We start from the raw sequence: 25,771 nt of genomic DNA, 5'->3' as shown, positions 1-25,771 counted from the left end.
GATGCTCCGGCACGATGAACGCCGCCCTAAATCCCGACGATCTGGCTGGGCAGCCACGTCGCGAGCCACGGGAAGAGGATAATGAGGAGGAGGGTGAGGCCCTGGATCAAGATGAAGGGCAGCACCCCGCGGCACATCTGCCCGTAGGTCATATCGGGTGGCGCGATGGACTTCAGATAGAAGATCGACGGCGCCATTGGCGGCGTCAGATAGCCCGTCTGGATCACCACCAGCACCAGCGTCGCGAACCACACCGGATCGATGCCGGCCGCCCGGATCAGCGGCGTGAAGAGCGGCACGACGATGAGGACATTGGCCGTCCAGTCGAGCACGAAGCCGAGCAGGAAGACGATGAGGAGGAAGAAGATCATCATCTCGGTGGGGCCGAAGCCGGCCGTCTCGATGAACTCGCGGATCAGCTTGGACCCGCCGTTCGCCATGAAGGCGCCCATGAACATCGTCCCGGCCGCGACGATGAGGAGGATCATCGCCGAGATGCGTACGGTGATCGACAGCGCCTCGGCCATCACCCCCATCGAGAGCCGGCGGTTCGCGATGGTGAGGACGAGGGCGCCCGCGGCGCCCACGGCAGCCGCCTCGGTCGGGGAGGCGATGCCGCCCATGATCGAGCCGAGCACCGCGAAGATGAGCAGGAAGACCGGGACCAAAGTCGCGATCGTCGCGCGGATCTTGGCGCGCAGCGGCAGATCGATGCCCGGCACATTTTTCGGATCGCGCGCGACGGGGAAGACCATCCCGTTGATCAGGATATAACCGAGGAAGAGCGCCACCATCAAAAGCCCCGGCAGCATCATCGCGGCGAGGAGCTTGCCGACGGAGAGCTGGGCGAGGGAGGCGTACATCACCGCGATCACCGAAGGGGGGATCATGGTGCCGAGCGAGCCGCCGGCGCAGATCGTCCCGGCGATCAGGGAGTTGTCGTAGCGCGCCTTCTGCATGGCCGGGATCGCCATCATCCCGATCATCACCTCGACCGCGCCGACAACGCCGGCCGCGGCGGCGAAGATCGCGCCCATGGCGATCGTCGCGAGCGCGAGGCCGCCCGGAAGGCGGCCGAGCCACATGTTCATGACCTGATAGAGCCGCTCGGCGATGCCCGAGCGTTCCAGGATCGCGCCCATCAGGATGAACATCGGCACGGCCGACAGGATGAAGTTCGTGGAGGCGGAGTAGAACGAGCCGTAAAGCTGGATAAAGGCGACGTCGCCGAAGGCCATGAGGCCGGCCACGACGGCGACGATCGTCAGCGAAAAGGCGATCGGGATGCCGAGAAAAATCAGCGCGAAGAGCGCCGGGAACATCAATCCCGCGGTCAGCATGTCAGGCCTCGAGCTTGAAGGTGTCGTCGCCCTTCGGCGCGAGGAGCATGCGAATGCCCTCCGCCGCGAGCTGGAGCGCGAGGGCCGCGAGACCGATCATCAGCGCTGAATAAAAGGGCCACATCAACGGGGCCCATGGGCTCACCGTCTCGACTTCGCCGGTCATATAGGCCCGCACGGTCCGCTGGCCGGCGATATAAGCGAGCCAGCCATAGATCGGGCACAGCACGAAGAGATAGGCCACCCCCTCGATCGTCCCGCGGACGCGGGCGGGAAGGCGGGAGGACAGGAAGTCGATCCGCACATGGGCGTCCTGCCGCAGACACCGGGCGGCGCCCAGAATGAAGAGGGCGCCGGTCGCCATATACGCGACGTCGAACGCCCACAGGGTGGGCGCGCGGAAGACATAGCGCGCCACGACCTCGTAAAGCATGGATGCGATCAGGACGAGAAGCAGGACCTGGGAGACGTATCCCAGCACGAGTGAGATGAAATCCGCCACCGCGAGGAAGGCTCGTCTCATGATCGCAATCCGCCGTCTATTTGCCGTTGCGGATCAGATAGCCGCTCTCGTTCGACCAGCGATCCTCATAAGCGAGATATTCGTCGAGGATCTCGGCCATGCGCGGGTTGCCGGCTTCCTTTTGCGCCTCGGCGGTCTTCTTCATCCACTCGACGCCCGCCGCACCGAGCTCGGCCTGGAATTCGGGGCTGATCTCGATGATCTCGGCGTTGCTGTTGCGCAGCGTCTCCATCGCTTTGATGTCCTGATCGTAGAAGTGCATCAGTGACTGGAGGGAGGTCAGCTCGGCGGCGGCTTCGATCTTCGCCTGCGTCGCCTCGTCGAGTTCGTCCCAGGTCTCCTGCTTCAGGACGACTTCCCACACGAAGGTCGGCTGGTGGACGCCCGGCGTGATGATGTAGGGCGCGGCCTCGTGGAACCCTTCGGGCAGGTTCGCCGAGGGCGGGGCCCATTCGATGGCGTCGACGCCCTTGCGCTCGAGGAGCGTGTAGATCTCGCCCGGCGGCACGGTGGTCGGGACCGAGCCGAAGCTGTCGCGCAGGACTTCGCCCCAGGCGCCGGCGGTGCGGTATTTGAGGCCCTTGAGGTCTTCGGCGCTGCGGATCGGAACGTTCGAGTGCGCCATGATCTCGGAGGAGCCGAGGCCGACGATCAGCGTCTTGAAGCCCTCTTCGGCCCGCATCTCCTCGAGAAGCTCGCGGCCGCCGCCTTCGAGCATCCAGGTGGAGTGCGCCTCAGGGCCCATGCCGCCGGGGAAGCTGCAGAAGATGGCGTTGGTCGGGTCTTCGTTGACGCGGAAACAGGGCGTCGAATGGCCGGCCTCGACCACACCGTCACGCACGCCCTGGTAGACCTGCAACGCCGGGACGAGGACGCCCGCGCCGAACGGCTCGATCTCGACCGTGCCGTCGGTCAACACGTCGACGTTGTCGGCGAAGCGCTCCAGGAAGTTGATGTAGAAGGGCGATCCTTCCGGCACGGACGTCGGGACGCGCCACGTCGTGTCCTGTGCGGATGCGCCGACGGCGACGAAGGTGAGTGCACCGGCGAGCGCCAGACGCTTGTATGTTCTGGTCATTCTTCCCTCCTCATGGAATCCGTGGCGCTGATCGGCCACGACCGAGTTTCCACACGGTACACAGAACTGAAATGTCATGTCGACACATATAATACAACATTCTGCGCGTCTTGATTGCAGTCGATAACGCCCTGACTTATCGGAATAATCCTGCGCATTCGGTCTCTGAAAGGCGGCCGGATGCCCAGTGGTTGAGCACGCTTCGGATGGGGTGATAGGGCGCGGCGCGGCCACTTGCGCCGCTCGATGGCGCCATCCAGTATGAATGCAAAAGTGGCATCTGCCGCCCAAACGAGGACCAATTCGATTGCTGAGTTCCCCTATATCGGTCGATGCGCTCACGGACGCCGTCGAGGAAATTTTCGTCGCCGGCGGTTTCAGCACGGGACAGGCCGGGCCGATGGCCCGCGTCCTCGTCGCGGGTGAGCGCGACGGCTGCAAGTCGCACGGTATCTACCGGATCGCGGGCTGTCTCAGGACCGTGAAGGCCGGCAAGGCCAACGTGACGGCCGTCCCGGAATTGCAAGACGCCGACGGCGCGATCGTGCGCGTCGACGCCAAGGGCGGCTTCGCCAATCCCGCCTTCGAGCTCGGCGTGCCGGTGCTCGCCGAACGGGCCAAGGCTCTCGGCTTCGCGGCGATGGCGATCAATGATTGCGTGCACGTCGCCGCGCTATGGCCGGAGGTCGAAGCGCTGACCGATCTCGGTCTCGCGGCGATCTCGATGTGCCCGAGCTATTCCACCGTCGCCCCCACCGGCGGACGCGAGCCGCTGTTCGGGACCAACCCGTTCGCCTTCGGCTGGCCGCGTCCGGGCGGCAATCCCTACGCCTTCGACTTTGCGACGAGCGTTGCGGCGCGCGGCGAGGTGGAGCTTCATCACCGCGCCGGCACATCCCTTCCCGAAGGCTGGGCGATCGACGCGGACGGCAACCCGACGACGACGCCCGCCGAGGCGCTCGAAGGCGCGCTCCTGCCCTTCGGCGGCCACAAGGGCTCGGCGATCTCGACGATGATCGAACTGTTGGGCGGCGCCATGATCGGCGATCTGATGAGCACGGAGGCGGCGGAGGTTCTCGGCAGCAACCGTCTCCTGCCGCGCCATGGCGAGCTGGTCCTCGCCTTCGATCCGGTGCGCTTCTCGGCCGGACGTGGGACCGATCCCTTCGCGAAGGCCGAGATCCTCTTCGACGCGATCGTCGGGCAGGGGGCGCGGCTTCCGTCCCAGCGCCGTTACGCGGCGCGCGCCGAATCGCTGAAGAACGGCATCGTCCTCGATGCGGACGAACTTGCCGAACTCGCGCGCTTGGCCGCCGAGGGTCTCGGCGCGGTCGACTAAAGGAAAAGCGCCCGCCGCGATGGCGGGCGCTTTTTTGGGCTCATGCCTCAGGCGGCCTTCGCGGCGGCCGCGCCGAACTCCTTCGCGCACCATGCGGCGTACCAGGTGCGGAACAGGTTGAACTGGTTCTCGGCATAACGGCGCTGGCTGTCGGTCAGCACGTCCGTTTCGTTGAAGTGGAGCGCATATTCCGCGTCGCCGGTCAGCGTCATCAGATACTTGTAATAAAGGACGAGATCCGGCCCCTCGTCGAACGAGGAGAGGACGCCGAGCGCAGCGTCGAGTTCGGCCGCCTGGCGACGGGCGGTCGCGTCGCCGGCCGCCGCATCCTTCGACAGCGCGACGAGGTGGAGCACTTCCTTCGGCAAGACATTGCCGATGCCGGTGATCGCGCCGGCGGCACCGCAATTGACGTAGCCGTGGAACACATTGGTGTCGACGCCGACGAGGAGCATCACGTCATCGTCGCCGCTGGTGATGTTCTCGGCCGCATAGCGCAGGTCCGCCGCGCCGCCGAATTCCTTGAAGCCGATCAGGTTCGGATGCTCGGCACGCAGCGCGAAGAACAGATCGGCGCGGGTCGCGAAGCCGTAATAGGGGCTGTTATAGATCACCGCTTGAAGGCTCGGCGCGGCCGAGAGGACGGCCTTGAAGTGCGCCTTCTGGGCGATCGCCGACGTCCCGCGCGACAGGACGCGGGGTATCACCATCAAGCCTTGGGCGCCGACCTTTTCGGCGTGGGCGGCGAGGGCGACGGCGGACGCCGTGTTCACCGCACCCGTCCCGACGACGACCGGGACACCGGCCGCGGTGAGGCGGGCGACGCCCTCCATCCGCTGCTCGTCGGTGAGGAGCGGCCAATCACCCATCGAGCCGCAATAGACGACCCCGCGCATCCCCGCATCGATGAGGGCTTTGCCCTTCTTCACGAGGGCGTCGAAATCCGGGCTGCGATCGGGCTTTGCCGGCGTCATCAGCGCGGGAATGCAGCCTGCGAAAACGCTGCTCTTCATTCTTGATACCTCCACAAGCCAAAGCCCGTGCCAACGGGCAGAGCCGAGCGATCCTCTCATGGGAACGGAGAAAGGATAACACTTGTATTTTCTGTGTCGACACGATTTGTGCGCCGATCGGCGCGGCGTCGACGCGCACCGTCAGAGGGGGATCTTGTGGCGCGTATCGCGCGAGATCATCGTGCGGATCTGGGCGACGATCTGGTCGGCATGGGCGCTCGCGAGTTCGTCGGCCCGCGCGATGTCGCGCGCTTCGATCGCCGCGATCAGTCCCTCGTGCTCGTCGACATATTCACGCGGAAGACGGTCGTCGAACGAGGAATAATAAAGCCGCAGGATGCGCCGGCCCTCGTCGAGAAGGCGCAGGCACAGCGCTTCATAATAGTGGTTGCGGCCCGCCGCGGCGATCGCGGCGTGAAACTCCCGGTTCGTCGCGATCATCGACAGCGCGTCCTGTGCCATCACCGCCTCGGCGAATTCGGCCTGCCGCGCGCGGATCACTTCAAGATCGCTCGCCTTGTGCGCATCGGCGGCGAGGCGCGTCGTCACGCGGTACATCAGCGTGATCGCGTCGAAGAACGGGTGAAGGTTCAAAAAGTCGATATTGGTGACGACGGTGGAGCGGTTCGGCAGCGTGGTGACGAGCCCTTCGCCCGCAAGCCGCACCAGCGCCTCGCGAATCGGCGTGCGCGACATCTGGAGCCGCTCCGACAGTTGGATCTCGTCGATCGGGCGACCCGGCTCCAATGTCAGATCGATGATCTCGTTGCGCAGGATATTATAGACATATTGCGCGCCCGAGCCGCGCTTGCGCTCGGCGGACTTCTCCGGCTTCGAGGGCGGTGCCATTCGACGTCCCTTTGTCGACAAACATTATTATCGACCATGGTCGTATCATCGAAGGGCACGTGAGGCGGTAAGAAATGTGGCGACGCGACGCCTCAACGCGCCCGCCGCCGCCATTATCGTCAAAGACGCAGATCCTGCCGTTTGCAGCGGACATGCGCGCGTTCGATCCCGACATCCTCCAGAAGGTGATCGGGCAACTCGAGCAAGGTCTCATAATCCCGCCGGAAGCGGATATAGCGGGTGATCCGGCGGAGGACCCGAAAGCGTGGCCATGGATCGGCCTCGGCGGGCGGCCCGCTGGTGACGAGCGATAGCTTGGCTGTCTCGTCCAAAGACATGATCTTCTCCCGAAATGGGTTGCGTTGTGAAGGCGCGGGGCGGCGATGGTCGGTGCGTCCCGCGGTCGATGGGTCAGTGCCGCTGCAATGGAGCGCGCGGTGCTCGTCCCTTCGCGTGCGTGCTGAAGAGCGCCGCGACCGGCATGTCGTCGTGGCCGAGGCCCGGCGCGGCGGCGAGGGGCTTTGCCCGCCTCATCGAAAAGGCGACGCGCGCGCCGACATCCGCGAGGCGGTGCGGCCGGCCGTTCGCCGCGCCGAGATGGGCGGGCGAGAAGGCGGCCATCGACCCCGCGAGGGTGCGGTCGGACGGCAGGAGCCCGTTGGCGCCGAGGCTGCGCAAGAGGATGTCCGTCGCGCCGCGCGCGCCGCAGATCCGCGTTTCGGCGCCGACCATGCGCGAGTCGCGCGCCGCGGCGATCAGCCGGCGCACATCGATCCGTGACGGCGCCTTCACGCGCGACAGGTCGACGATCAGCTTGCGCCGACCGCTCGCCACCCGCTCGCGCAAAAGCTCGCACAGCTCCTGCGAATGACGGGCGACGATCTCGCCGGAGAGCTTGAGGATGTCGATATCGTCCCGAAGATTGATCGCGACACTCATGGGCAGCGTCTTTCGTTTCCGGTCGAACGACGTGGCGCGGGCGCGATCGCGACGCACGCTGTGTCGGTCGAGGCCTCGTTTGATCGTCACCGGGCGCGGCGGAAGCGGACGGATTTCGCCGCAACCCTTTCCGCCTCGACCGCGTTCATCGCGAGGTCGGGAGACGCTGAGGGCGGCGCGACCGTGTCCGGCATGGTTCGCGCCGGCGCGGAGCCGTGACAGGGGCGTCGCCGCGATCCGGTGCGGTGCGCTCGTCCGTGCGTCCGTGTCGGCGTAAACTGTCATCCAACCATCCCGGCCGAGACCGGGCCCCGAATTCGTCGTAAAAAGGGAGTGACGCGCCGCGGCATTCGGCCTGGCCCCGTCTTTGCAGAGCTGAGGGCGGGGCGTTGTCGTCAGCGTTGTGGCGAGCGTTGTCGCCCGCGACGGAATTGCGTGGGGCGAGCGTTGTATTTGCGTCGTGGCAGGGATGGGAGGGCCGGATGGAGCCCAATCTCGGGATCTCGCTCTTTGGCGAGCTCCGCGTCACCCTCGACGGCGCTCCCGTCGCCTTACCGGCATCGAGGAAGGCGCGGGCGCTCCTCGCCTTCCTCGTCGCGACCGGACGGCCGCATCGGCGCGAGCGTCTGTGCGAACTCTTTTGGAGCCTGCCCGACGATCCGAAGGCGGCACTGCGCTGGTCCCTCACCAAGCTGCGCAAGGTGGTCGACACGCCGCTGAAGACGCACATCGTCGCCGATCGCGAGCGCGTCAGTTTCGACCCGGACGGCGTGTGGACCGATCTCGGCGAGATCGAAACGCGCTTGAAGCGGCGCGACCTCATCGACCTTTCGGACCTCGAGACGATGGAGGACCGCCTCAGTCAGATCTTTCTCGACGGGCTCGACGGGGTCGGCGATCCGGCTTTCGACACCTGGCTCACGGTGTCCCGTCACGATGCGCGGACGGCGCGCGTCCTCGTCCTCGAACGCCTCGTCAGCCATCCGGCGATCGGCCGCCTTGCGGCCGAGAAATGGCTTCGCATCTGGCAAAGCATCGATCCCGTTGGGGTCGAGGCCTATCGCAAGGTGGCCGGGCCCGGCCCCGCGACGAACGGCGCGTCCGGCGAGCCGGCGTCCGCCCCTCAGGCCGAGACGGCACCGGAGCATCCTGCGCGCACGCCGCTCGGCGACGTCTCGCTCGCCCGGCAAGCGCTCATGCGGGCGGGGCGACCACAGACGCTGACCCGCCGCCGCGCCCTCCGCGCCCAAAGGATCGGCTTCTGCACCACGCGCGACGGCACCAAGATCGCGTATGCCACCATCGGCGAAGGCCCACCGATCCTGAAGACGGCCAATTGGCTGAACCACCTCGAATTCGATTGGGCGAGCCCGATCTGGGGCCGCAGCTTCGAGGCCGTCTCGCGCCAACGCACCTTCATCCGCTATGACGAGCGCGGGTGTGGTCTCTCCGATTGGGACGTCGACGATCTCAGCTTCGATGCCTTCGTCGACGATCTCGAGGCGGTCGCCGACGCCCTCGCGCTGGAGCGTTTCCCGCTGCTCGGCGTCTCACAAGGCTGCGCGGTGTCGATCGAATATGCGGTGCGCCATCCCGAGCGCGTCTCGGGTCTCATCCTGGTCGGCGGCTATGCGGCCGGCTGGCGGATCTCGGCGAGCGCGGAGGAGCAGGCCCGCCGCGAGGCGGTGATGGAGCTTACCAAGCTCGGCTGGGGCACCGACAATCCCGCCTACCGGCACATTTTCTCGCAGACCTTCATGCCCGAGGCGAGCGCGGCGGACCTTGCCTGGTTCGACGAGTTCCAACGCCAGACGACATCGCCGGAGAACGCGGCGCGATTCCAGGACGCGTTCGGCTATATCGACGTGCGCGACCGGCTCGCCGCGGTGCAGGCGCCGACGATCGTGCTCCACTCGCGCGACGATCAGCGGATCCCGCTCGAGCAGGGGCGCGCGATCGCGGCGGGGATCAAGAATGCGCGTTTCGTCCCGCTCGACAGCCGCAATCACATCCTTCTCGATCGGGAGCCGGCGTGGAAGGTGTGTTTCGACGCCGTGCGCCGTTTCATCGTCGAGCACGGGATCTGAGAACGGCGCTCAGTAGGTCGCGGTGAAGCCGCCATCGACCACGAGGATCTGGCCGGTGATGTAGCGTGCATCGTCGCCGGCGAGGAAGAGGATCGGCCCGGCGACGTCCTCGGGCGTGCCGGCGCGGCGGAGCGGCATGCGCCCGTGCTTGACGTAGATGTCCTGGTACCAGTCGCTCGTATGCTCGTGCCCGCCGTCCGGCATCCGCGCCATGCGGGTGTCGATGAAGCCGGGGGCCACCGCGTTGACGCAGATGCCGAGCGGGCCGAGATCGACCGCGAGCGAGCGGGTGAGGTTCACCACCCCACCTTTCGCCGTCGAGTAGGCGAGGGCGTCGGGCTGGCCGCGAAGGCCTTGTGTCGAGGCGAGGTTGACGATCCGTCCCGCCTCGCTCGCGGCGAGGAGGTCTGAGGCCGCCTGCGTCATCCATAATACGCTGTCGAGATTGACCGCCATCACCGCGCGCCAACGTTCGTCGTCGAGCGCCGCGAGCGGCGTGTCGTCGACGATCGCGGCGTTGTTGACGAGAATGTCGAGGCCGCCGAACCGCTCGCCGACCAGCGCGACGGCGGCGATCGCATCGGCGCGGGTCGACAGGTCCGCCTCGACGGGAAAGACGGCGAGCCCTTCGGCGGCGAGCGGTTCGACCGCTTCGGACAGCGCCGCCGCGTCGATGTCGATCAATGCGACGCGGGCACCCGCGCGGGCAAGGCGCGTCGCCGCGGCAAGCCCGATCCCGCGTGCCGCCCCCGTCACGATCGCGGCGCGTCCGGCGAGGGCGCGTGTCGGCTCGTCCATCATGATCTCCTCAGAGGAGGACCGGATCGCCCCAAGCCCGTGCCGCCTCCGCCTTGGCGCGGCGGCGGGCCGCGAGCGTCATGACGCGTCCGTCGCCCTTGCGGCAGGCGCGTTCCACCTCGGCGCGCAGCGCCGAACTCACGATCGCCCCCTCGGCTTCCGACAGATTGCACGGGTCGAGATAGATCGTTCCATGCTCGACGAGATCGTCGCGCACGATGATCGCAGGATTGCGCGCGGCGAGCCGGTCGGCGAGCTCCCAGGCATAAAGGCCCGAATCCGGCCCGACATCGATCTTGAGCCGGACGACCGGATTGCCGGTCCAGTCTTTATGGCGCGACAAAGTGAGTCCCTGCAGCTCTTCGAGCGCGCCTTCCCAGTCGTCGAGGAGGGCGCACTCCCGTTCCGCCACGGCGTCGTGATCGCGCCGCGACCAGGCCTCGAGGGCGGCGATGGTGCCCGCGATACCTTCCTTGCCGACCTTCATATGACGCCCGAGCCCGCGATTTTGCAGATAGGTCGCCTTCACCCTCTCGCGCGTGCCGGCGACGATCCCCGCCGTCGGGCCGCCGAGGAATTTGTGGGAGCTCCACACCGTGAGGTCGGCCCCGGCCTTGATCGGCCCTTCGAGGTCATACTCCGCCGCCGCGTCCACGATGACGGGGACGCCGTGCGCGCGGGCGAGGGCGACGACATCCGCGAGCGGGGTCTGGCCCTCCTGCACGACATGGTGGGAGATGACGAAGACGATGGCGGCGGTCCGTTCGCCGATCGCATCGGCGATATTGTATTCCTCGACGCGCGCGGCGCTTCCCGCGGCGATCACCTTCGCCCCGGTAAGGCGGATCGCCTGGGCGATCGGCGCGCCATAATTGACGAGATGGCCGGCCTGAACGACGACTTCGTCCTTCAGCCCGTCGACATCGGGCAGGCGCTCGATGCGGGCAAGGTTCGCGCCCGTCATCGCTCCGGCGACCGAAAGGGAGAGGCCCGCCGCGCTGCACCCGGTGATGCAGCCCGCTTCCGCGCCCGTCGCCCGCGCGATCGCCCGGCTCGCGACGAGTTGGAGCGAATCGATATCGACGAAGCGGCCCGCCATGTCCGTCGCGGCCTCGAGGGCGTCCGGGATCATGCGCGAGGCGCCGAGCCACGTCATCGTTCCGGCCGCGTTGATGATCGGCTTCGGTTTCGGCGGCGAAAGGGCGATCGGATCGTTGGTCATGGCCATCGACGGTCTATCATCCATTGCGATCCCCTCCGAATCCTTCAAGCCCGATCCTGTCCGCATGAACGGCCACGCCCGCGAGCGCCGATGCTCCGGCGACGGCGCCCGTCCTGTCTGTTCGCGGACCTTGCCACGATGTGAGCTTAATAAAATGACGGTGCGGGAGGCCAGCCGTATCTCACGCGGGCGATGGTGAGGCCGCCCGGCCCGGCCCCTTCGTGCGGCGGGGCGCGGAGGCCGGAGGGCTACGGCGCGTCTTGCGCCATGGCGAGGGCGATGGCCGCCTCGGCGAGCACCGTCACGCTGTCGAGGACGGGGAGCGGGCCGGTCAACGCGTCCGACAGGAGTGAGAACTCGCTGCACGCGACGATCGCGGCATCCGCGCCCCGATCGGTCAGCTCGCGGTAGCCGGCGGCGAGGGGGCCGAGCGCGCGATCGTCGCGTGCGCCCGCCTTGATCGCCTTGATGGCGCCGAGAAGCGCCGCACGGTCGTCTGGATAAAGGACGTCGATCCCGGCCGCCGCGAACGCTCTGTCGTAGATGCCGGTGATCTCGACGGCGGGCGACGCGAGAAGTCCGACGCGCCGCGTCGCGGGATTGGCGCGCGTCACCGCCTCGACGGTGAGTTCGACCATGTCGAGGAAGGGCAGCGCGATCGCCGCCTTGATGGCGTCCGCGTAACTGTGGGCGGTGTTGCAGGGCATCGCGAGGAGCGTCGCGCCATACCGTTCGAGCTTGCGCGCGATGCCGACGAGCGTCGGCTCGGGGTCGACGCCGCGTTTTTCGATGAGATGGGCGATGCGGGAGGGGATGCGGGTGTTGTTGTCGACCACCATGGGGATGTGGTCCGCATCGTCCTCGGCCGGGGTCCGCTCGATGATGCGGCTCATGAAAAGGACCGTCGCCTCCGGTCCCATACCGCCGATGATGCCGATGACAGCCACGCCCATCGCCTCCCGTCGTGCCGCGTTCAGGCGGCGAAGTCGAATGCTTCGGTGTAGCCGAAGAGACCCGCTGAGCCGCCGGTGTGGAGGAAGACGATCTGCTCGCCTTTCTCGAACCGGCCCTTGCGGATGAGGTCGATCAATCCCGCCGCGCCTTTGCCCGAATAGACGGGATCGAGAAGGATGCCCTCCATGCGCGCGAAGAGCTCGATCGCCTCGATCGTCCCGGCGTTCGGGATGCCGTAGCCCTCGCCGACATAATCGGTGTTGGCGACGACATCGGATTCGGCGACGGCGCCCGGATGGCCGAGCTTTTCGGCGGTCGCGGCGGCGAGCTTGAAGACGTTGCCCTCCTGCACCGCCTTCGGGGCGCGCACGCCGATGCCGAGAAGGGGAATGTCGGCATGGAGGAGCTTGAGGCCGGTGACGAGGCCGGCCTGGGTTCCGGCGCTGCCGGTCGCGTGGACGATATGGTCGATCACGAGGCCGCGATCATTGGCCTGGCCGAGGAGCTCCATCGCGCAATTGACGTAGCCGAGCGCCCCCGTCGGGTTGGAGCCGCCGCCGGGGATCGTGTAGACGCGCGCCCCCTTGGTCCGGTGGTTCTCCGCCACTTCGTCGAGCGCGGCGTTCATGTCGCCACCGGTCGGCCGCCGCTCGATCGTCGCGCCATAGAGGCGGTCGAGGAAGACGTTGCCGTTCGCGTTGTAGTTCGGATCGTTGGTCGCGATCCGCTCCTCTAGGACGAGGTGGCATTTGAGGCCGACGAGCGCCGCCGCCGCCGCCGTCTGCCGCGCATGGTTCGACTGGACGGCGCCGTGGGTCATCACGGTGTCGGCGCCTTCAGCGAGGGCCTCGGCGATCAGGAATTCGAGCTTGCGCGTCTTGTTGCCGCCCGAGGCGAGGCCGGTGCAATCGTCCCGCTTGATCCACAGGTCCGGGCCGCCGAGATGGGCCGAGAGGCGCGTCATCGGCTCGAGCGGGGTCGGCAGATGGGCGAGGCGGTGCCGGGGGAAGCGGGCGAGATGCATGGGGCTTACTCGTTGCGCATGGGTCGGGCTCGAACTCTTCAGGAAACGGCGACGCCGAGCAAATGCAAATTTGCACCGCGCCGATACCGGCGCGATTTGGTGCGAAGCGATATCGGCGCGATTTCGTGGGGAGCCGATTCGGCGCGATCCAGGGGGCGCCGATATCGGTGCGATTGAGAGCGGCGCCGACCTCGCGCCGAGCCCGGCCCATGCCCGGATCGGCATGGCGGTTGCAGCGCCTGACGCAAGCACCGCATCGATTTCGGACGATGCGGTGGGCGGGAGCGGCCGAATTTGGCATCGTCGGGCCGCGCGAACGCGCCGGTGCCGGTACCGGTGCGGGGCGCAATGTGCCGAACCGGAAAGGAAAAGCCATGAACGATGTCGACGCGACCGCCACCGCGAAGCCGGCGACGACACGCAGCTTCTGGCTGCGCGAAAGCCCGCACCTCGCCGCCTTGGCGCTCACCGTCGGCGGCGTCGCCTATGTCAGCATGATGGACCAGCCGCTTCTCTATTATTGGGACGTGGTGGCGGTCTTCATCGCCGTCGTGTGCGTGATCTCGGGGTGGCCGCGCGCGAATCAGAGCCAATTGCGCACCCGCCTCGTCGTCACGCAGCTTCTGCACTGGGCCGCCTTCTTGCTCGCGATGAACCTCGTCTTCCTGCCGAGCGTCCAGTCCGATATCGACGCCGACGGGACGGGTCTCGTGCTCCTGCTGCTTCTGTCGCTCGGCACGTTTGTCGCAGGGGTGCACGTGCCGTCTTGGCGCATGGCGGCGATCGGGGTGATCATGGCGCTCAGCGTCCCGGCGATCGCCTGGCTCGATCAGTCGGCGCTTTTATTGTCTCTCCTCGTTATCGTGATCGGCGCCGCCGTCATTGCGATGATGCGCTATCGCCGCCGTTCCGACACGGCGGCCGCCGACATCTGAAGGACTGGAACGAATGCCCCGAAAGTTGAACCTCGCCGTCGCCCAGCTCGGCCCCATCGCGCGCGACGAATCGCGGGAATCCGCCGTCGCGCGGTTGATCGAGATGCTGAAGGAGGCGGCCGGGCGCGGGTGCACCTTCGTCGTCTTCCCCGAGCTCGCGCTGACGACCTTCTTCCCCCGCTGGTACATGGAGGATCAGGCCGAGGTCGACACCTGGTTCGAGAGCGAGATGCCGAACGCGGCGACGATGAAGCTCTTTGAGGCGGCGAAGGCGCTCGGCGTCGGTTTCAATCTCGGCTATGCCGAACTCACCCGCGAAGACGGGCGCGTGCGCCGTTTCAACACCTCGATCATCGTCGACACGAAGGGCGAAATCGTCGGGAAATATCGCAAGGTCCATCTGCCGGGCCATGCCGAGTACGAGGCCTATCGGCCGTGGCAGCACCTCGAAAAGCGCTATTTCGAGCCCGGCAATCTCGGCTTCCCGGTCTATGAGGCCGACGGCGCGCAGATCGGCATGTTCATCTGCAATGATCGGCGCTGGCCGGAGACGTGGCGGGTGATGGGGCTGAAGGGCGCCGAATTGATTTGCGGGGGCTTCAACACCCCGACGCACAATCCGCCGGTTCCGCAGCACGATCATCTGAACTCCTTCCACCACCTCCTGTCGATGCAGGCCGGCGCCTATCAGAACGGCGCGTGGACCGCTGGGGCGGCCAAGGCCGGCATGGAAGAGGGCTCGATGCTGCTCGGCCATTCCTGCATCGTGGCGCCCACCGGCGAGATCGTCGCCTTGTCGACGACCATCGAGGACGAAGTGATCACCGCGTCTTGCAATCTCGATGCGTGCCGCGAGATCCGGGACGAGATCTTCAACTTCAAGCGCCACCGTCAGCCGCAGAATTATGGGCTGATCGCCGAGGTGTAAGACCCGCCGCGTTCGCGGCGAGCGGAGGAGACGCGCGATGAAGATCAAAGTGATCAACCCCAACACCACCTGGTCGATGACCGAGAAGATCGGCGCGGCCGCGCGTGACGTCGCGGCGGCCGGCACCGAGATCGTCGCCGTCTCCCCGCAAATGGGCCCCGTCTCGATCGAGGGGCATTATGACGAGGCGTTCGCCGCGATCGGCGTGATCGACGAAGTTCTGAAGGGCGAGGCGGAGGGGTGCGACGGATATGTCGTCGCCTGTTTCGGCGATCCCGGCCTCGGGGCCGCGCGCGAGATCGCGAAGGGCCCCGTCATCGGGATCGCGGAGGCGGCGATGCACGCGGCGAGCTTCCTCGGCGGCGGCTTCTCGATCGTCTCGACCCTCGAACGCTCGCGCCCGTTGATGGAGCATCTCGTCACCGCCTACGGCATGACCCATCAGTGTCGATCGATCCGCATGACGGATCTGCCCGTGCTCGATCTCGAAGTCGAAGGATCGAACGCCGAGGCGCTCGTTCTCGAAGAATGTCGCAAGGCGGTGGAGGAGGACGGCGCCGATTGCGTGCTTCTCGGCTGCGCGGGCATGGCCGACCTCACCGCGCGCATCTCGCGCGAGATCGGCGCGCCGGCGGTCGACGGTGTCGCCGCGGGGGTGAAGTTCGTCGAAAGCCTCGTCGCCCTCGGGCTCGGCACCTCGAAACGGCACGGCTACGCCGCGCCGCTCGCCAAACCCTATGAGGGCGCGTTCAGCGCCTATGCGCCCGGCAATCGGCGTTAGGGCGAGGCGCTATCTCGAGGCGACGAGGAGACGGTGCTCCGTCACGACGGGCTCGTAGATCGCGATCTTGCCGCCGCCGCCCGACTTGATCGTATAGAGCGCGGCGTCGGCCCGGCTGATCAGCACCGCGAATTGAGCGTCTTCCCTCGTGTCCCACTCGGCGATGCCGACACTCGAACTGACGTGGATCGGATCGCCCTTCCAATCGACGGGCGTCGCCTGGAGTGCGGCGAGCACGCGGCTTGCGATCGCCTCCGCGTCGGCGGCGCGGGTGTGGGGGAGGATGGCGCAGAATTCGTCGCCGCCGAGCCGGGCGATAACGTCGCTCTCCCGCATCGATTGGCGCGCGATCGTCGCGAAATGGCGAAGGGCCGCGTCGCCCGCGGCGTGGCCGAAGGTGTCGTTGACAGGCTTGAACTTGTCGAGATCGAAGAGCAGCAGCGAGTGGACGTCGCCGGGCGCGGCCGCGAGGGAGCGGAACTGGCGGGTGATGACCCGCCGCGAGGGAAGCCCGGTCAGATCGTCGACATCGGCGATCATCGCGACATCATCGTGCAGGCGCTCGATCGTCATCACGGCAAAGCCGAGGCTCCAGACCACTGCGCCGAAGATCGAGGCGAGGAGGGCGTAGGAGGTGAGGAGATAATAGCCGTCCTCCTCGGTAATCTGACGCAGCATCAGATAGTCCCCGGCGATCAGGCCGACATGGCCGAGGGTCGTGATCGACACGCCGACGATGCCGATCCGCCGGCCGACCGCATAGCGCGTCTCGTCGAGGAGGATGACGAGCACGATCACCAGCAGAACGATGCGAGCGCTGGAGAAGGCGAGATTGCGGGCGGCCACCGAGTCGCGGATTTCCGGCAAAACCATCATGAGAACGACGCCGAGCACCACAGCCAGGGTGATCGACGGCCGCGCCGGTTTGCCGAAAAAGATGCGCAGCCCGATGGAAAACTGCCCGATGGCGACAATCGACAGAACGTTGCCGAAGATCTCCAGCCGGAGCGACTCCCCGTTGCCGACGAGCATCAAGGTGCCGCCGGTGGCCGTGAGGAGGACACAGGCGGCGAGCCAATAGCGGGCGGGCTTCAAAGTGCGATAGGCAAAAGCTATCGCGCCCCACAGAATAGATAGCGCCAGGAAATTGAATAAAATTATGAGGTAAAGGGTCAAGAAATCTAAGGCCATCGCAATGGATTTTTTCTGACCTGTGACCCGATGAATCGTATGGCGCGCAATTTTCTTTCGCGGGATGCCGTTGTTCCGAGTTATAGCGGAATTAAACGTCTATGTGAAATTTTATGGCTGAAATACGTCGCAGGTGTGTTTCATTCATGTTGATGGCCACATTTGCGACGCTGCGCCCGCAAATTTCCCTCAATCGATCGTTGGAGAGGCGGCCGCCGTCGGCCTTGCGGGGCGATCGTGCGCCAGGCCGCGCCCGATCAGGCGAGGCCGGTCCGCTCGCGCGCCGTCGGCTGCTCGATGCCCGCAAGGCGAAACGTGCGCTCCAGAAGCTGCTCATAGATCGGCCGGCCGCCGCACCATTCGGCGACGATATTGGCGACGAAGCAGGTGATGAGAAGCGGCAGGACGAGGGGATATGAGCCCGTCAGCTCGAGCGCCAGCGTGACACCGACGATCGGCGCGCGCACCGAGGCGGTGAACAGGCCGCCCATCGCGGCGATGCCGAAGGCGAGGGGCATGATGTCGGCATCGGGCAGAAGATGTTCGAGCCCAGAGCCGAAGCCGAGCCCGACGCACATCGCGAGCGTCAGGATCGGGGCGAAGATGCCGCCCGGCACGCCGGTCGAATAGCTGGCGACCATCGACACGAAGCGGAACGCGGCGAGGAGGAGCAGCGCGGCGACGGTGTAATGATGCTGGGCGAGCTGCATGATCACGCTTTCCCCGCCGGTGACGGTGGCGGGAAGCACGATGAACGCCGCACCGGTGAAGAGGCCGATCAGCGCCGGGAAGGAGTAGGGCAAGCGCCGGTGCCATGTGGCGCAGAGTTCGATGGTGAAGAGAATGGCGGCGTTGAGGAGCACCCCGAGAATGCCGAGCGCCACGCCGAGCGGCACGAAGGCGATGAGCAGCGCGAGATCGACCTCCGGCACCAGAAGGCGAAAATCGGGGCCGACACCGGCGATCCATTCGGTGAGCGCCGCGGACAGCAACGACGCGACGATGACGCCCATATAAGCGCGCAGCGAATAGGGGAATTGCTTGCGCGTCTCCTCGATGACGAAGAGGATGGCCGCGAGCGGGGCGTTAAACGCACAGGCAAGCCCCGCCGCCGCGCCCGCCGCGAGCAGCGACCGACGCTCGATATCGGACAACCGCCCGGCGCGGGAGACGCCCTGTGCGACCGACGCGCCGATGTGGATCGTCGGCCCCTCCCGCCCGAGCACCAGGCCGGAAGAGATCGCCATCACGCCCGTCACGAATTTCAGCGGCAGCACGCGCATCCAGCGCACCGGTCGCAGCCCCTCGAGCGCGCCCTCGATCTCCTGAACGCCGCTGCCGCCCGCCTCCGGCGCGACATGGCGGACGAGCGCGACGCAGAGAATGGTCGACGTCATCGTGATGAGCGCGGCGGCGAGGACGAGGTCGAGGCCGGACAAGGATTGGCTGAGCCATTGCGGCCACTGGATCAGATAGTCGATCGAGAGGTGGAATCCCGAGCCGATCAGCCCGGCGAGGACGCCGACCAGGATCGCGCACCAGAGGAAATGCACGTCGGCCTTGAACGGGCTCGAGCTCGGAGGTTGCTGCGACACGATGGGCGGCGGTCTTGCGCGTCAGACGAGCTGGAAGCCGCGCCACAGCGGATCGCGCGGATCGACGGTGATGCGGTTCTGCCCGAAAACGCGCGCCCAGCCGCCGATCGACGGCATGATGGCCGGCCGCCCGGCAACCGTCGCGGCAGCCTCGACGCGGCAATCGAACATCGTGCCGATGATGCTCTCGTGGACGAAACGATCGCCGACCGAGAGCCGGCCCTTGGCGACGCGCTGCGCCATGCGGGCCGAGGAGCCGGTGCCGCAGGGGGAACGGTCGATCGCCTTTTCGCCATAAAAGACGGCGTTACGGGCGGTGGCCTCCGTGTTGCGGGGCGCGTCGTCGACCCACATCACGTGCGAGACACCGCGGATCCTGTTGTCCTCCGGGTGGACAGGGCGCACCGCCGCCTCGACGACCTCGCGCACGATGGGGCTCCACCGCACGAGTTCGGCGGCGCTCATCGACGACAGGCCGGCGAAATTCTTTTGCGGCTCGACGATCGCGTAGAAATTGCCGCCATAAGAGACGTCGACGACAAGTTCGCCGAGGCCCGGCACCGTGACGCTCACGTCCGCGGCATGAAGATAGCTTGCAATATTGTAGATCCGCACTTCGTCGACGAAGCGGCCCGACCGCTGGAAGGTGACGTCGACCCGGCCGGCCGGCACCTCGAGGGCGAGGCGGCCTTCCTCGCGCGGCGTGACGAGCCCTTCTTCCAGCGCGACCGTCACCGTTCCGATGGTGCCGTGGCCGCACATCGGCAAACAGCCCGAGGTCTCGATGAAGAGGATGCCGAGTTCGCAGTCCTCCCGGAAGGGCGGATAGAGGATGGAGCCGGACATCACGTCGTGTCCGCGCGGCTCGAACATCAGCGCTTCGCGCACCCAATCATGATCGCGAAGGAAGATCTGCCGGCGGTCGGCCATCGAGGCGTGCGGCAGGATCGGCCCGCCGCCGGCCACCACGCGGACCGGATTGCCGCAGGTGTGAGCGTCGATGCAGAGGAAGGTGTGCGGTGTCATGCGGCGAACTCGTTGGATGGCGGAGGGTGCAAAAATGCACTCGCACGCGATCCTTAAAGCACCCGAAGCCGTGGGGAAATGATCTCGCGGCGAGAAACGGTTCGCCGGCGTCAAAGGGCGGGCGCGACCGTTGGTCCCGCCCCGCGTGAGGCGCGGCTATTCCGATAAAGCGCGCTTCACCGTCTCCATCTTATTCTTCAGATGCTGCTCGAGGACGGCGGCGAGACGCGTGCCATCGCGCGCGGCGAGCGCGGCGAGGATCTCGTCGTGCTCGTCCATCGCCTGGCGCCAGCGATCGGGCGTCATGTTGGCGAGATAGCGCGCGCGGCGCACCCGCTGGGACAGCATCTGGTGATATTGGGTGAGGGTCGGATTGCCCGCCGCGGCGAGGATCGCGCCGTGGATCGCCTGGTTGAGCTCAAAATAAAGCGGCATGTTGGCCGCCTCGAAGGCCGTACGCATCGCGGCGTTCTTCGCGGCGACGTCGGCGATCTCGTCTTCGGCGATCCGCTGCACGGCGAGCTCGCCGGCGAGCGCTTCGAGCGCGGCGAGGACGGGAAACGCCTCCTCCACCTCGTCGACGGTGACCCGGCAGACCCGCGCCCCCCGGTTGGGGACGAGGCGCACGAAGCCTTCCGCCGACAGGATCTTCAACGCCTCGCGCAGCGGCGTGCGGGAGACGCCGAAGCGCTCGGTCAGCGCCTTCTCCGGCACCTTCTCGTCATCGGCAAGCTCGCCGGCGATGATCATCGCGCGGATCCGGTCGGCGAGTTCGACGGACAGAGGCGGGCGGCTGAGCGCGGTGTCGAGGACATTCATGTCGGCGCCCCCTCTAAAGCGCGCGCCAGGACGGCGGCGACGTGGACCGCTTCGCGCCCGCCGCCATCGTGGATCTGATGCCGGCAGGACGTGCCGTCGGCGACGATGATCGCGTCGGGCTCGGCCGCGCGGACGGCCGGAAGCAGCGCCGCTTCCCCCATCGCGCGGGAGATATCGGCGGTCTTCGCATCGTAGCCGAAGGCCCCGGCCATGCCGCAACAGCTCGATTCGATCGTCGACACTTCGAGTTCGGGCACCAGACGCAGAGCCTTTTCCGAGACGGAGAAGGCGCCGAACGCCTTCTGATGACAATGGCCGTGAAGATAGGCCTTTCCTTGCCGCGGCGCGAAGGGCGGCGTCAACGCTCCCGCGTCGACTGCGGCGACAAGCGCCTCCTCGAAGAGTTTCGCGCGTGAGGCGATCGCATCGGTCTCGCCGGGCAGGAGGGCGGCGAACTCGTCGCGCAGGGTGAATAGGCACGAGGGCTCGAGGCCGACGATCGTCCGCCCGGCCGCGACATGGGGGGCAAGAGCGCAGACCATGCGCCGCGCCTCGGCCCGCGCCTCATCGACGAGACCGGCGGCGAGGAAGGTCCGCCCGCAGCACAGCGGCCGCTCACCCGCCGGCGGCGAGAGCGGGACGACGCGCCCACCCGAGGCGGCGAGGACGCGGACGGCCGCCCGCAAATTGTCGGGTTCGAACCAGCGATTGAAGGTGTCCGCGAAGAGGACGAATTCCGGTCGCCCCACGGCCCCGGCCTCCGCCTCGCCATCGCGGAACGGATCGCGGGCAAAGCGCGGCAGCGAGCGGTCCTTCGCAAAGCCGAGCATCGACTGGGAGAGGGCGGCGAGCCCCGGTATCGCCTCGCGCAGCGCGAGGAGGCCGCCAGCGCGCGCCGCCTTCGGCGCGTAGCGGGGGAGGTAGGCGATCAGCCGGTCCTTCGCCGTGAGGCCCTTCTCCTTCACCCGCGCGGCCATCACTTCGATCTTCATGCGCGCCATGTCGACGCCGGTCGGGCATTCGCGCTTGCAGGCCTTGCAGGAGACGCAGAGCGACAGCGTCTCCATCATCTCGTCCGAGGTGAGGGCGTTTTCGCCGAGCTGACCGGACAAAGCGAGGCGCAAGGTGTTGGCCCGCCCGCGCGTCACGTCCCGCTCGTTGCGGGTGACGCGGTAGCTCGGGCACATCGCCCCGCCGGAGAGTTTTCGGCACGCGCCGTTATTGTTGCACATCTCGACGGCGCCCTGAAAACCGCCGAGCCCGCCCGGCCACGCCGACCAGTCGAGCGCGATCTCTCGCGGCTCGGCATGGTAGGAGGGCGGGTAGCGGAAGAGGTCGCGATCGTCCATGCGCGGGGGATGGACGACGCGCCCCGGATTGAGGACGCCTTCGGGATCGAAGCGGTCTTTCACATCCTCGAAGGCGCGGACGATGCGTGAGCCGAACATAGATTCGTGAAACTCGGAGCGGACGATGCCGTCCCCGTGCTCGCCCGAATGAGAGCCTTTATATTCGCGCACCATCGCGAACGCCTCTTCGGCGATCGCGCGCATCGTCCTCGCGTCCTGTTCGAGCTTCATGTTGAGGACGGGGCGGACATGGAGGCAGCCGACCGAGGCGTGCGCGTACCAGGTGCCGCGCGTGCCATGCCGCTCGAAAACGGCGGTGAGGCGCTCGGTATAGTCGGCGAGATGGTCGAGCGGGACGGCGCAATCCTCCACGAAGGAGACGGGCTTTCCCGCCTCCTTCATGCTCATCATGATGTTGAGGCCGGCGCGGCGGAACTCGCCGATATTGGCCTTGAGCCCGGCATCCGCCACCACGACGACGCCGCCTTCGCGCGTTCCGCCGCCGCCGAAGGAGAGGCCCTGCTCGGCCATCACCTCTTCGAGCGCTTCGATGCGGCGGGCGTTCTCGGCGTCCGTCTCCTCGGCGAACTCGACGAGGAGGAGGGCGGCCGGCGCGCCCCTCACGAAGCGCTCCAGCGTCTGCCGGTAGATCGGGATGTCGCGGCCGAGGCCGATCATCGTCGCGTCGACCAATTCGACCGAGGTCGGCCCGAGCGGCACGATGTGCTGCGGCGCCTCCATCGCGGCGCGGAAGGTCGGGAAATGGCAGACCGCGAGGGCGGCATTCTTCGGCGGCAGGGGGGAGAGTTTGATCTCGATCGCGGTCGACAGAGCGAGCGTGCCTTCCGAGCCGACGAGGAGATGGGCCATGTTGACCGGCGCGCCGTTCGGGACCAGCGCGTCGATATTGTAGCCGCCGACGCGGCGCGAGACGTGGGGGAAACGGGCCGCGATCTCCTCGGCCTCACGCGTGCCGAGGGCGAGCATGTCGTGGGCGAGGGCGTCGTTGGTGCCGGGCGCGAGAGGGCCGAAATGGGCCGGCGTCCCGTCCGCCTTCAGCGCGTCGATCGACAGGACATTGTCCCGCATGATGCCGTAGCGCAGCGAGCGCGCGCCGCAGGAATTGTTCGCCGCCATCCCACCGATCGTGGCGCGCGAGGCGGTCGACACGTCGATCGGATACCACAGGCCATGCGGCTTCAATGCTCGGTTCAATTCGTCGAGCACGATGCCCGGCTCGACGACGGCGCGCCGCCCCTCGATGTCGAGCGAAATGATCTTGTTGAGGTGGCGTGAGAAATCGACGATCAGCCCGGAATTGACGGTCTGCCCGCATTGGGAGGAGCCGCCGCCGCGCGCGGTGAGCGGAACGCCTTCCTCGCGGGCGATATCGAGGGTGAGGGCGACGTCGTCCATCGTCTTCGGAAGGACGACGGCCGTCGGCATCACCTGGTAGATCGATGCATCCGTCGCGTAACGGCCCCGCGTGAAAGGGTCGACGTGCGCGCTCCCCTGAAGCTCCCGCTCCAACCGCCGCGCGAGACCGGGCCGAAGAAGTTCCGTCATCGAGACCCCTTGACGAAATTATGAATTCATAATCCACTTTGCTCCGATGTGGATGTGCCCGCAAGTTTGAAATTCGCGGAAAATCGACGCAACGCCGCGACGTTCGACCGCTTGGGGCTTCAAGGAGCGCACGGATGAACACGATGCCGGGTCGGCACTTTCTTCAGATTCCGGGGCCGACGAACGTGCCGGATCGCGTCCTTCGCGCGATGGACATGCCGACGATCGACCATCGCGGGCCCGAATTTCAGGCGCTCGCCGAGCGGGTGCTTTCGGGCATTCGCGGAATCTTCGGCACCCGGAACCCCGTCATCATCTACCCCGCGTCGGGGACCGGGGCGTGGGAGGCGGCGCTCGTGAACACGTTGTCGCCCGGCGACAAGGTGTTGATGTACGAGACCGGCCATTTCGCCTCGCTCTGGAAGCGTCTTGCGACGCGGCTCTCCCTCGATCCGGAGTTCATCGAGGGCGATTGGCGCTCCGGTGTCGATCCGGCGAAGATCGAGGAGCGTTTGCGGGCCGATACGGGCCACGCGATCAAGGCGGTGTGCGTCGTCCACAACGAGACGTCGACCGGCTGCACCACGCGCGTCGACGAAGTGCGGGCCGCGATCGACGCAGCGGGCCATCCGGCGCTCTTCATGGTGGACACGATCTCTTCGCTCGGCTCGATCGATTATCGGCACGACGAATGGGGTGTCGACGTCACCGTCGGCGGCTCGCAGAAGGGGCTGATGCTGCCGCCGGGCCTCTCCTTCAACGCCCTGTCCGACAAGGCGATCGCAGCGCAGAAGGATGCCGGCCTGCCGCGCTCTTACTGGGCGTGGGACGAAATGCTGGAGGCGAACAGCAAGGGCGTCTTCCCCTCGACGCCGGCGACGAACCTCCTTTACGGCCTCGCCGAGGCGATCGACCTCCTGAACGCGGAAGGGCTCGACAACGTCTTTGCCCGCCACCAGCGCCATGCGGCGGCGACGCGTGCGGCGGTCGCCCATTGGGGCGGCAATGGCGGGGTCGAGGTGCTGTGCGAGAACCCGCGTCATCATTCCGGCGCGCTCACCGCCGTGAAGATGCCGGAGGGTCACGACGCGGACGCCTTCCGCAAGGTGGTGCTCGAAAACTTCAACATGTCGCTCGGCAACGGACTGTCCAAGCTGAGCGGCAAGGTGTTCCGCATCGGTCATCTCGGCGACTTCAACGATTTGATGCTGATGGGAACGCTGTCCGGCGTCGAGATGGGGCTGGAGCTTGCCGACGTGCCGCACCGAAAGGGCGGGACCGAGGCCGCGATGGACGTGCTCACCAAGGCGGCAAAGACCGGCAAGGGCGCGTAAGGCCGCTTCGGGCGGCTGCGACAACGAACAACAACATGAACCGGGAGAAAACGCATGAAGAAGGGGCTTTTGTTGGCCGGTGCAGCGCTTGCGCTGTTGTCGGCTCCGGCGCTCGCCGACGGGCCGGTCCTCAAACTCGGCCACGTGGGCGATCCGGGATCGCTCTATGAGGCGACGGCGGCCGAGTTCGCCGCCTGTGTGGAGGAATCGGGCGCTGCGGAGGTGCAGACCTTCGGCTCCTCCCAGCTCGGCAATGACGAGGAGATGCTGCAGAAGCTGAAGCTTGGCCAGCTCGCCTTCTCGATCCCGTCCTCGATCATGAGCTCCGTCTCGCCCGTCTATGGCGTGTTCGAGATGCCCTACATCATCAAGAATCGCGACCACATGCGCCATGTGCGCGACGAGGCGGGCGACACGTTCCGCGACGCCGCGCGCGAGAAGGGGTACGAGATCGTCGGCTTCTGGGAGAACGGCTTCCGCAACATCACCAACAATGTGCGGCCGGTGAACGTCCCTGCTGATCTCGAAGGCATCAAGTTGCGCACGCCGAAGGGCCAGTGGCGTGTGAAGATGTTCCAGGCCTATGGCGCGAACCCGACGCCGATGGCCTTCTCGGAGGTCTTCACGGCGCTGAAGACCGGCGTGATTGACGGGCAGGAAAACCCGCTCGCGCAGATCTATTCCGGCAAGTTCCAAGAGGTGCAGAAGTACCTCTCGATGACCGGGCACGTCTATTCCCCGGCCTATCTCGCGACCTCTTCGCGCAATTGGAACAAGTGGCCCGACGACGTGAAACAGGCGGTCTCCGACTGCGCACTCAAGGCGAGCGATTTCGCCTATGAGAAGTCGGCCGAGATGGACGCCGCCCTGATCGACGAGATCAAGAAAGCCGGCGTCGAGGTCAACGATGCCGACAAGCAGGCCTTCATCGACGCCTCCGGCGCGATCTATGAAGAGTTCGGCAACGAGGTCGATGGCGGCAAGGAACTGATCGAGAAGATCCAGTCGCTCGACTCGACCTCCTAGGCCGAGCCTCACCGATCGGCGGCGGCCGTGCTCGCACGCGCCGCCGCTCTCTCAC

General features: G+C 66.7%; 23 protein-coding genes. 7 read left to right on the top strand and 16 right to left on the bottom strand.

Annotated features, from left to right (window positions below):
- Window positions 1–26 precede the first annotated feature (26 nt).
- The 3 genes from L1787_RS15285 to dctP are packed head-to-tail and all read right to left on the bottom strand — an operon-like array spanning window position 27 to window position 2,941.
- Window positions 27–1,340, bottom strand: coding sequence for a TRAP transporter large permease (locus L1787_RS15285; RefSeq protein WP_235709694.1), 1,314 nt, complete (start codon window positions 1,338–1,340; stop codon window positions 27–29).
- A 1-nt stretch (window position 1,341) separates the two neighbouring features.
- Window positions 1,342–1,863, bottom strand: a complete 522-nt coding sequence (locus L1787_RS15280) for a TRAP transporter small permease subunit (RefSeq protein WP_235709693.1) — start codon at window positions 1,861–1,863, stop codon at window positions 1,342–1,344.
- Between the two features lie 16 nt (window positions 1,864–1,879).
- Window positions 1,880–2,941, bottom strand: a complete 1,062-nt coding sequence (dctP, locus tag L1787_RS15275) for a TRAP transporter substrate-binding protein DctP (protein ID WP_235709692.1) — start codon at window positions 2,939–2,941, stop codon at window positions 1,880–1,882.
- Between the two features lie 307 nt (window positions 2,942–3,248).
- Here dctP and L1787_RS15270 point away from each other — a divergent pair, with 307 nt between their 5' ends.
- Window positions 3,249–4,280: an Ldh family oxidoreductase gene (locus L1787_RS15270; protein WP_235709691.1), complete on the top strand. Its 1,032-nt coding sequence runs from the start codon at window positions 3,249–3,251 to the stop codon at window positions 4,278–4,280.
- A gap of 47 nt (window positions 4,281–4,327) precedes the next feature.
- Here L1787_RS15270 and L1787_RS15265 read toward each other — a convergent pair whose 3' ends face one another.
- The 4 genes from L1787_RS15265 to L1787_RS15250 all read right to left on the bottom strand — a co-directional run bounded on the left by L1787_RS15265 (window position 4,328) and on the right by L1787_RS15250 (window position 7,081).
- Window positions 4,328–5,293 (bottom strand): dihydrodipicolinate synthase family protein, encoded by a 966-nt coding sequence (locus tag L1787_RS15265; RefSeq protein ID WP_235709690.1) that lies wholly within the window; start codon window positions 5,291–5,293, stop codon window positions 4,328–4,330.
- A 141-nt stretch (window positions 5,294–5,434) separates the two neighbouring features.
- Window positions 5,435–6,142 (bottom strand): GntR family transcriptional regulator, encoded by a 708-nt coding sequence (locus L1787_RS15260; protein ID WP_235709689.1) that lies wholly within the window; start codon window positions 6,140–6,142, stop codon window positions 5,435–5,437.
- 119 nt (window positions 6,143–6,261) lie between these two features.
- Window positions 6,262–6,480 carry a DUF1127 domain-containing protein gene (locus L1787_RS15255; protein WP_235709688.1) on the bottom strand — a complete coding sequence of 73 codons (219 nt, stop codon included), beginning with the start codon at window positions 6,478–6,480 and terminating at the stop codon, window positions 6,262–6,264.
- 73 nt (window positions 6,481–6,553) lie between these two features.
- Window positions 6,554–7,081, bottom strand: a complete 528-nt coding sequence (locus L1787_RS15250) for an STAS domain-containing protein (RefSeq protein WP_235709687.1) — start codon at window positions 7,079–7,081, stop codon at window positions 6,554–6,556.
- Between the two features lie 482 nt (window positions 7,082–7,563).
- On the opposite strand from L1787_RS15250, the gene L1787_RS15245 reads away from it, so the two are divergent.
- On the top strand, window positions 7,564–9,168 hold the full coding sequence (locus tag L1787_RS15245; protein ID WP_235709686.1) for a bifunctional AfsR/SARP family transcriptional regulator/alpha/beta hydrolase: 1,605 nt from the start codon (window positions 7,564–7,566) through the stop codon (window positions 9,166–9,168).
- A 9-nt stretch (window positions 9,169–9,177) separates the two neighbouring features.
- Here L1787_RS15245 and L1787_RS15240 read toward each other — a convergent pair whose 3' ends face one another.
- The 4 genes from L1787_RS15240 to cuyA form a co-directional block, all read right to left on the bottom strand.
- Window positions 9,178–9,966 carry an SDR family NAD(P)-dependent oxidoreductase gene (locus L1787_RS15240; RefSeq protein WP_235709685.1) on the bottom strand — a complete coding sequence of 263 codons (789 nt, stop codon included), beginning with the start codon at window positions 9,964–9,966 and terminating at the stop codon, window positions 9,178–9,180.
- A 10-nt stretch (window positions 9,967–9,976) separates the two neighbouring features.
- Window positions 9,977–11,212, bottom strand: coding sequence for an aminotransferase class V-fold PLP-dependent enzyme (locus L1787_RS15235; RefSeq protein ID WP_235709684.1), 1,236 nt, complete (start codon window positions 11,210–11,212; stop codon window positions 9,977–9,979).
- 224 nt (window positions 11,213–11,436) lie between these two features.
- Window positions 11,437–12,135, bottom strand: coding sequence for a cysteate racemase (cuyB, locus tag L1787_RS15230; RefSeq protein ID WP_235709683.1), 699 nt, complete (start codon window positions 12,133–12,135; stop codon window positions 11,437–11,439).
- 26 nt (window positions 12,136–12,161) lie between these two features.
- A complete protein-coding gene (gene cuyA / locus L1787_RS15225) occupies window positions 12,162–13,166 on the bottom strand; it encodes a D-cysteate sulfo-lyase (RefSeq protein WP_235709682.1) in 1,005 nt (334 codons plus the stop codon).
- Window positions 13,167–13,540: 374 nt separating this feature from the next.
- On the opposite strand from cuyA, the gene L1787_RS15220 reads away from it, so the two are divergent.
- From L1787_RS15220 to L1787_RS15210, 3 genes are read left to right on the top strand one after another with little or no spacing between them, the layout of a single operon-like run.
- Window positions 13,541–14,101: a hypothetical protein gene (locus L1787_RS15220; RefSeq protein ID WP_235709681.1), complete on the top strand. Its 561-nt coding sequence runs from the start codon at window positions 13,541–13,543 to the stop codon at window positions 14,099–14,101.
- A 13-nt stretch (window positions 14,102–14,114) separates the two neighbouring features.
- Window positions 14,115–15,029, top strand: coding sequence for an N-carbamoyl-D-amino-acid hydrolase (locus L1787_RS15215; RefSeq protein ID WP_235709680.1), 915 nt, complete (start codon window positions 14,115–14,117; stop codon window positions 15,027–15,029).
- A gap of 37 nt (window positions 15,030–15,066) precedes the next feature.
- Window positions 15,067–15,810 carry an aspartate/glutamate racemase family protein gene (locus tag L1787_RS15210; protein WP_235709679.1) on the top strand — a complete coding sequence of 248 codons (744 nt, stop codon included), beginning with the start codon at window positions 15,067–15,069 and terminating at the stop codon, window positions 15,808–15,810.
- A 9-nt stretch (window positions 15,811–15,819) separates the two neighbouring features.
- Here the strand turns inward: L1787_RS15210 and L1787_RS15205 are convergent, their stop codons facing one another.
- From L1787_RS15205 to L1787_RS15185, 5 genes are all read right to left on the bottom strand, one after another.
- On the bottom strand, window positions 15,820–16,986 hold the full coding sequence (locus L1787_RS15205) for a GGDEF domain-containing protein (protein ID WP_235709678.1): 1,167 nt from the start codon (window positions 16,984–16,986) through the stop codon (window positions 15,820–15,822).
- A 272-nt stretch (window positions 16,987–17,258) separates the two neighbouring features.
- The gene (clcA, locus tag L1787_RS15200; RefSeq protein WP_235709677.1) at window positions 17,259–18,596 is read right to left on the bottom strand and encodes a H(+)/Cl(-) exchange transporter ClcA; all 1,338 of its coding nucleotides are present in this window, start codon (window positions 18,594–18,596) and stop codon (window positions 17,259–17,261) included.
- A gap of 21 nt (window positions 18,597–18,617) precedes the next feature.
- Complete coding sequence (locus tag L1787_RS15195) at window positions 18,618–19,622, bottom strand: 4-hydroxyproline epimerase (protein ID WP_235709676.1); 1,005 nt, start codon at window positions 19,620–19,622, stop codon at window positions 18,618–18,620.
- Between the two features lie 156 nt (window positions 19,623–19,778).
- Window positions 19,779–20,441, bottom strand: coding sequence for a GntR family transcriptional regulator (locus L1787_RS15190; RefSeq protein WP_235709675.1), 663 nt, complete (start codon window positions 20,439–20,441; stop codon window positions 19,779–19,781).
- Entirely contained in the window at window positions 20,438–23,356 is a 2,919-nt protein-coding gene (locus L1787_RS15185) for an FAD-binding and (Fe-S)-binding domain-containing protein (RefSeq protein ID WP_235709674.1), read from the bottom strand. The genes L1787_RS15190 and L1787_RS15185 overlap by 4 nt, the downstream gene beginning before the upstream one ends.
- 134 nt (window positions 23,357–23,490) lie before the next feature.
- Here L1787_RS15185 and L1787_RS15180 point away from each other — a divergent pair, with 134 nt between their 5' ends.
- Window positions 23,491–24,690, top strand: a complete 1,200-nt coding sequence (locus tag L1787_RS15180; RefSeq protein ID WP_235709673.1) for a pyridoxal-phosphate-dependent aminotransferase family protein — start codon at window positions 23,491–23,493, stop codon at window positions 24,688–24,690.
- 54 nt (window positions 24,691–24,744) lie between these two features.
- Window positions 24,745–25,716 carry a TRAP transporter substrate-binding protein gene (locus tag L1787_RS15175; protein ID WP_235709672.1) on the top strand — a complete coding sequence of 324 codons (972 nt, stop codon included), beginning with the start codon at window positions 24,745–24,747 and terminating at the stop codon, window positions 25,714–25,716.
- The last annotated feature ends 55 nt before the right edge of the window (window positions 25,717–25,771 follow it).

This window comes from Acuticoccus kalidii (assembly GCF_021556395.1).
GTDB lineage: Bacteria > Pseudomonadota > Alphaproteobacteria > Rhizobiales > Amorphaceae > Acuticoccus > Acuticoccus kalidii.
Note: the sequence above shows the minus strand (reverse complement) of the source record. Positions and strands in the feature narration are given on the sequence as shown.

What these genes read in the sequence shown, in the direction of transcription:
- L1787_RS15185 (WP_235709674.1), bottom strand. Translation starts at nt 23,356, where the DNA reads ATGACGGAACTTCTTCGGCCCGGTCTCGCGCGGCGGTTGGAGCGGGAG.
- dctP (WP_235709692.1), bottom strand. Translation starts at nt 2,941, where the DNA reads ATGACCAGAACATACAAGCGTCTGGCGCTCGCCGGTGCACTCACCTTC.
- L1787_RS15190 (WP_235709675.1), bottom strand. Translation starts at nt 20,441, where the DNA reads ATGAATGTCCTCGACACCGCGCTCAGCCGCCCGCCTCTGTCCGTCGAA.
- cuyA (WP_235709682.1), bottom strand. Translation starts at nt 13,166, where the DNA reads ATGCATCTCGCCCGCTTCCCCCGGCACCGCCTCGCCCATCTGCCGACC.
- L1787_RS15260 (WP_235709689.1), bottom strand. Translation starts at nt 6,142, where the DNA reads ATGGCACCGCCCTCGAAGCCGGAGAAGTCCGCCGAGCGCAAGCGCGGC.
- L1787_RS15240 (WP_235709685.1), bottom strand. Translation starts at nt 9,966, where the DNA reads ATGGACGAGCCGACACGCGCCCTCGCCGGACGCGCCGCGATCGTGACG.
- L1787_RS15235 (WP_235709684.1), bottom strand. Translation starts at nt 11,212, where the DNA reads ATGGATGATAGACCGTCGATGGCCATGACCAACGATCCGATCGCCCTT.
- L1787_RS15255 (WP_235709688.1), bottom strand. Translation starts at nt 6,480, where the DNA reads ATGTCTTTGGACGAGACAGCCAAGCTATCGCTCGTCACCAGCGGGCCG.
- L1787_RS15265 (WP_235709690.1), bottom strand. Translation starts at nt 5,293, where the DNA reads ATGAAGAGCAGCGTTTTCGCAGGCTGCATTCCCGCGCTGATGACGCCG.
- L1787_RS15215 (WP_235709680.1), top strand. Translation starts at nt 14,115, where the DNA reads ATGCCCCGAAAGTTGAACCTCGCCGTCGCCCAGCTCGGCCCCATCGCG.
- L1787_RS15195 (WP_235709676.1), bottom strand. Translation starts at nt 19,622, where the DNA reads ATGACACCGCACACCTTCCTCTGCATCGACGCTCACACCTGCGGCAAT.
- L1787_RS15245 (WP_235709686.1), top strand. Translation starts at nt 7,564, where the DNA reads ATGGAGCCCAATCTCGGGATCTCGCTCTTTGGCGAGCTCCGCGTCACC.
- L1787_RS15280 (WP_235709693.1), bottom strand. Translation starts at nt 1,863, where the DNA reads ATGAGACGAGCCTTCCTCGCGGTGGCGGATTTCATCTCACTCGTGCTG.
- L1787_RS15250 (WP_235709687.1), bottom strand. Translation starts at nt 7,081, where the DNA reads ATGAGTGTCGCGATCAATCTTCGGGACGATATCGACATCCTCAAGCTC.
- L1787_RS15285 (WP_235709694.1), bottom strand. Translation starts at nt 1,340, where the DNA reads ATGCTGACCGCGGGATTGATGTTCCCGGCGCTCTTCGCGCTGATTTTT.
- L1787_RS15180 (WP_235709673.1), top strand. Translation starts at nt 23,491, where the DNA reads ATGAACACGATGCCGGGTCGGCACTTTCTTCAGATTCCGGGGCCGACG.
- L1787_RS15210 (WP_235709679.1), top strand. Translation starts at nt 15,067, where the DNA reads ATGAAGATCAAAGTGATCAACCCCAACACCACCTGGTCGATGACCGAG.
- L1787_RS15175 (WP_235709672.1), top strand. Translation starts at nt 24,745, where the DNA reads ATGAAGAAGGGGCTTTTGTTGGCCGGTGCAGCGCTTGCGCTGTTGTCG.
- L1787_RS15220 (WP_235709681.1), top strand. Translation starts at nt 13,541, where the DNA reads ATGAACGATGTCGACGCGACCGCCACCGCGAAGCCGGCGACGACACGC.